This window comes from Pseudomonas sp. (genome assembly GCF_037994325.1).
Classification (GTDB): Bacteria; Pseudomonadota; Gammaproteobacteria; order Pseudomonadales; family Pseudomonadaceae; genus Aquipseudomonas.
In genome coordinates, this window is the sequence record NZ_JBBNAH010000740.1 from 1 (window position 1) to 5,201 (window position 5,201).

A 5,201-nucleotide genomic window follows, 5' to 3' on the forward strand; every position below is an offset into this window, starting at 1 on the left:
GTCTCGGACCCGACAAATCACCAAGCCATTACCGATATCCAGTTCAGCACCGGCTTAAACACCGAGGCGGTACTCGTTGAGGACGATAAGCTTGGCGACGCAATCGAGAAGTTTTTTGAAAGCGCCAATAGCGGCATGGACGATCTGGGTGATGTCGACTTAGACGGCGTAGACGTACAAGCGGTAAATGAAGATAAGGATGATGGTGGCGAGGGCAATGCCGCCGACGACGCGCCGGTGGTGCGCTTCGTGAATAAGATGCTACTGGATGCAATCAAGGCAGGCTCATCCGACTTGCATTTTGAGCCTTACGAAAAAAGCTATCGCGTGCGCTTTCGTACTGACGGCATTTTGCACGAGATCGCTCGCCCACCGATTCAGCTGGCGCCACGTATTTCTGCGCGTTTGAAGGTTATGGCGAGCCTGGATATCTCCGAGCGACGCAAGCCTCAGGATGGGCGTATCAAAATGCGTATATCGAAGACTAAATCTATCGATTTCCGCGTTAGCACTTGCCCTACCCTATGGGGCGAGAAGATCGTAATGCGAATTCTGGACTCCTCTAGCGCCCAAATGGGCATCGATGCCCTAGGCTACGAAGAGTCGCAAAAAGAACTTTATCTATCCGCACTGAAGCAGCCGCAGGGCATGATTTTGGTGACAGGTCCTACCGGCTCCGGCAAAACCGTTTCGCTATATACCGGCCTGAATATTCTCAATACTGTGGATGTGAACATCTCTACGGCAGAAGACCCCGTAGAGATCAACCTAGAAGGTATCAACCAAGTAAACGTCAACCCCAAGCAAGGGATGGACTTTACGGCAGCGTTGAAATCCTTCTTGCGTCAAGATCCAGACATCATCATGGTCGGCGAAATCCGCGATCTGGACACCGCCTCCATTGCTGTAAAAGCTGCGCAGACCGGGCATATGGTTATGTCTACGCTGCACACCAACAGCGCAGCTGAAACGCTGACCCGTTTGCGCAACATGGGCGTGCCCTCGTTTAACATCGCCACCTCGGTAAACCTAATCATTGCCCAGCGCCTGGCACGCAAGCTTTGCAGTCACTGTAAGAAAGAACGACAGATACCCGACGACGTATTGCTTGAGGAAGGTTTTCCCGCAGATCAGTTGGGGAAATTTAAGGTTTATGGCCCGGTTGGCTGTGACAATTGCAACGGCGGATACAAAGGCCGCGTCGGGATTTATGAAGTGGTTAAAAACACGCCTGCCCTGCAACGCATTATCATGGAGGAAGGCAACTCCATCGATATCTCGGTGCAAATGCGCAAAGACGGCTTCAATGACCTCCGCACCTCAGCTTTGCTGAAGGCAATGCAAGGAGTCACCAGCCTCGAAGAAGTGAACCGCGTGACTAAGGACTAATTCATGGCCGTTAAAGCACTAAAAACCAGCACGTTCAGCTGGGAAGGAACTGATAAGAAAGGTTCCAAAGTCAAAGGAGAAATGAGCGGCCAGAATCCAGCACTGGTTAAAGCACAGTTGCGCAAACAAGGTGTGAACCCGACAAAGGTGCGTAAGAAGGCCGTGTCCCTTTTTGGCAAGGGCAAAAAAATCAAGCCAATGGACATTGCCATGTTCGCCAGGCAGATGGCCACCATGATGAAAGCAGGTGTACCGCTACTGCAATCTTTCGACATCATCGCCGAGGGCGTTGAAAACCCGAATATGCGTAAGCTAGTCGACGACATTAAACAACAAGTTGCAGCCGGCAACAGCTTTGCTACTGCGCTACGTTCTCAACCTTTGTACTTCGATGATCTTTTTTGCAATCTTGTGGATGCGGGAGAGCAAGCTGGCGCCCTAGAAAGTCTTCTGGATCGTATTGCTACCTATAAAGAGAAAACTGAACAGCTTAAAGCCAAAATTAAAAAGGCGATGAATTATCCCATAGCCGTAATTGTGGTGGCGTTGATCGTGTCAGCCATTCTCCTGATCAAAGTAGTTCCACAATTTCAATCGGTCTTCTCAGGTTTCGGAGCTGAACTGCCTGCTTTCACTATGTGGGTCATCGGATTGTCTGAAGCGCTGCAGAAATGGTGGTTTGTTATTCTGATCGGCGTCTTCGGTGCGACTTTTGGCATCAAACAGGCATTCAAGCGCTCGCAAAAAGTACGTGACGGCTTTGACCGCTTCATTCTGAAGATGCCGATCGTAGGCGACATTATCTATAAGTCGTCGATAGCACGTTTTGCTCGTACGCTTTCCACTACCTTTGCCGCAGGTGTACCTCTAGTAGAGGCTCTGGACTCGGTTGCTGGGGCTACCGGCAACATCGTTTTCAAAAGCGCGACGATGAAGGTGAAGTCCGACGTATCCTCCGGCATGCAGCTCAACTTTTCGATGCGTACTACTGGTGTATTTCCTTCCATGGCCATTCAAATGACGGCTATTGGTGAGGAGTCTGGCGCCCTCGACACAATGCTCGACAAAGTAGCGAGCTACTACGAAGAAGAAGTAGACAATATGGTCGATGGCCTTACCTCGCTAATGGAGCCCTTGATTATGTCGGTCCTTGGCGTACTTGTTGGCGGCCTCGTTATCGCCATGTACCTCCCAATCTTCCAACTGGGTTCCGTGGTTTAAAGATGCCCGTAATCGAAGTTCTGGCCAGCTCAACGCTGGCCTTTATTTTTTGTACCTTCCTCCTTGGTTTACTGGTCGGAAGCTTCCTCAATGTGGTGGTCTATCGTCTGCCCGTGATGATGAAACGCGACTGGGAAAAGCAGGCGCGGGAGATTCTTGAGCTGCCGGCGCCGGAGAAGACTGAGACGTTTAATCTGGTCCTGCCTAATTCGCGCTGCCCCCATTGCTCCCATGAAATTCAGGCGTGGGAGAACATCCCGGTAGTCAGTTGGTTGGCGCTGCGCGGTAAGTGCTCGGCGTGCAAAGCACCGATCAGTAAGCGTTATCCGCTGGTAGAGCTGACATGCGGCCTGCTCTCCGCCTACGTCGCCTACCATTTCGGTTTCAACTGGCAAGCCGGGGCGATGCTGTTGCTGACGTGGGGCTTGCTGGCGATGAGCCTGATCGACATCGATCACCAGTTGCTGCCGGATGATTTGGTCTTGCCGCTGCTGTGGGTCGGTTTGCTGGTGAATCAGTTTGGTTTGCTGGCCACGCCGCAGAATGCGTTGTTTGGCGCCGTCGCCGGTTACCTGAGTCTGTGGTCGGTGTTTTGGCTGTTCAAGCTGGCCACTGGCAAGGAAGGCATGGGTTACGGCGACTTTAAGTTGCTGGCGATGCTCGGTGCCTGGGGTGGCTGGCAGGTGTTGCCGCTGACCATTTTGTTGTCGTCGTTGGTGGGGGCGGTGTTGGGCGTGATTATGTTGCGTTTGCGCAATGCCGAGACCAGTACACCCATCCCGTTTGGCCCTTATCTGGCCATTGCTGGCTGGATTGCTTTGCTCTGGGGTGATCAAATAACCGGCACTTATCTGCAAATCGCCGGTTTTAAATGACGACACCTTGGATTCTCGGGCTCACTGGCGGTATCGGCAGTGGCAAGAGCGCAGTGGCGCAGCACTTTATTAAGTTGGGCGTGCATTGCGTCGACGCTGATCACGCCGCCCGCTGGGTGGTGGAGCCGGGCAAGCCCGCCTTGGCGGCCATCACTGAACACTTTGGCCCGCAGGTGTTGCAGGCCAATGGTGAGTTGGATCGCGCCGCGCTGCGCACCCTTATCTTTCAAGCGCCAGAAGAGCGCCGTTGGTTGGAGGCATTGCTGCATCCGCTGATCGGTGCCGAAATTATGACCAGCCTGGCCAGCGCACAATCGCCCTACGCCATTTTGGAGTCGCCGCTGCTGATCGAGTCTGGCCAGCATAAGCTGACCCAACGTGTGTTGGTGGTGGATGCTCCTGAGCAGTTGCAGGTGCAGCGCACCATGCTGCGCGACCAAGCCTCGGCGGAGCAGGTTCAGGCCATTCTCAAGGCCCAGGCGCTGCGCGAGGAGCGCTTGAAACACGCTGATGACGTCTTGCTCAATGACCGCGATTTACCCTGGCTGCAGAGCGAAGTTGAACGCCTGCACCGTTTTTATCTCACCCTTCATGGAGGCCAGCCATGAGCCAAGCTCCAATCGTTAAATGCCCAACCTGCGGCGCGCCCGTTGAGTGGGGCCCGCAAAGTGTTAGCCGCCCGTTTTGCAGCGAGCGCTGCAAGTTGATTGACCTGGGCGCTTGGGCCGCCGAGGAACACGCGATCCCGGTCGACCCGTTGGAAGATGAGCTGTTTTCCAGCGACTTGGATATCCCGCCGCAGCGCCACTAAGCCCTAGGGCCGCATAAAGCTGTAGTCGCGGTCGTCGTCGAGGTTATCCGCCAGAAATTGCAGCTCCTGCGCCAGGTCGGCAGGGCTGCGGTACGCCTTGCTCTGCTCCACCACGGCGCTGAGCAAGGCCCGTAATGCCAAGGCCGGTTCATATCCTTCGGCGGTTGCCGCTGCCAGGCTGCGCTGCAGGTGGTCGTTGGCCCATGTATGCACACTCATTTCACAATCTCCTCGGTTGATTGCCGCCATGCTGAAGAGTGTGCCAGGCGCGCGGCTGATTCAGGTCAAGCCGTGGCGCGCTATAAAAGCGGCGAATCAGTCGTCATCTTTCCAGGGCGCTTGCAGGTAGCGATCGCGGTTAAACGTCTCCAGCCACTCGGGTTTGAATACCACCAAGGCCGTGATCAACGTGCCGTTGATAAACGCCTCGGGAAACATCACCAGCCAGAGGTAGCCGATAAAGTCTTCCAGCCAATACGGCATGGGGAAACGGCCGTCCAACCACAGCACCCACAGGCCCAGCAATACGCACAGCAGTGCCGCGAGCGCCGCCGGAAAAAAGCCGGAGCAGAAGATATACACGAATAGATTTTGTGATTGCCGCCGCTCGACCCAGAGCGCGCTGACCTCAGTAACCACTACCGGCACCAGCACCAGCAGCACGCCGTTGACGCCCATGGCGGCGAGGTCTTGCCTGCCTATGGCGAGCAAGCCGAGCTGGGCGACCAGCCCGCCCAATACCGCAAGCGGCCAATCCAGCAGCAGCGTAACGGCGGTCATGCCAATAAAGTGGAACGAGACGCCCACATCAAAATCGCGCCGCACCAGCCACAACATAAACAGCCCAAGCACGGTGCCGCAGAGCAAATGCTGGCGGCGAATATCGCTGAACAGTTCCAACCACG

The 5,201-nt window shown here is 54.9% G+C and carries 7 protein-coding genes; 5 read left to right on the forward strand and 2 right to left on the reverse strand.

All coding sequences use genetic code 11. The annotated features are described in order from the left end of the window. The 5 genes from pilB to yacG all read left to right on the forward strand — a co-directional run. The coding region (pilB, locus tag AAAB16_RS24750; protein ID WP_340665741.1) for a type IV-A pilus assembly ATPase PilB at nucleotides 1–1,389 on the forward strand (1,389 nt) is incomplete at its 5' end. Between the two features lie 3 nt (nucleotides 1,390–1,392). Then, the gene (locus AAAB16_RS24755) at nucleotides 1,393–2,610 is read left to right on the forward strand and encodes a type II secretion system F family protein (protein ID WP_340665742.1); all 1,218 of its coding nucleotides are present in this window, start codon (nucleotides 1,393–1,395) and stop codon (nucleotides 2,608–2,610) included. 2 nt (nucleotides 2,611–2,612) lie between these two features. Then, nucleotides 2,613–3,485 (forward strand): A24 family peptidase, encoded by an 873-nt coding sequence (locus AAAB16_RS24760; RefSeq protein ID WP_340665743.1) that lies wholly within the window; start codon nucleotides 2,613–2,615, stop codon nucleotides 3,483–3,485. Beyond that, complete coding sequence (coaE, locus tag AAAB16_RS24765; protein ID WP_340665744.1) at nucleotides 3,482–4,093, forward strand: dephospho-CoA kinase; 612 nt, start codon at nucleotides 3,482–3,484, stop codon at nucleotides 4,091–4,093. The genes AAAB16_RS24760 and coaE overlap by 4 nt, the downstream gene beginning before the upstream one ends. Next, nucleotides 4,090–4,296, forward strand: a complete 207-nt coding sequence (gene yacG / locus AAAB16_RS24770) for a DNA gyrase inhibitor YacG (protein ID WP_110617448.1) — start codon at nucleotides 4,090–4,092, stop codon at nucleotides 4,294–4,296. Before coaE ends, yacG begins: the two co-directional genes overlap by 4 nt. Nucleotides 4,297–4,299: 3 nt before the next feature. On the opposite strand, the gene AAAB16_RS24775 is transcribed toward yacG, so the two are convergent. Continuing rightward, the gene (locus AAAB16_RS24775; RefSeq protein ID WP_340665745.1) at nucleotides 4,300–4,515 is read right to left on the reverse strand and encodes a hypothetical protein; all 216 of its coding nucleotides are present in this window, start codon (nucleotides 4,513–4,515) and stop codon (nucleotides 4,300–4,302) included. 96 nt (nucleotides 4,516–4,611) lie between these two features. Then, nucleotides 4,612–5,201 (reverse strand): energy-coupling factor ABC transporter permease (locus AAAB16_RS24780; protein ID WP_340665746.1); only part of this gene is annotated, 590 nt, incomplete at its 5' end.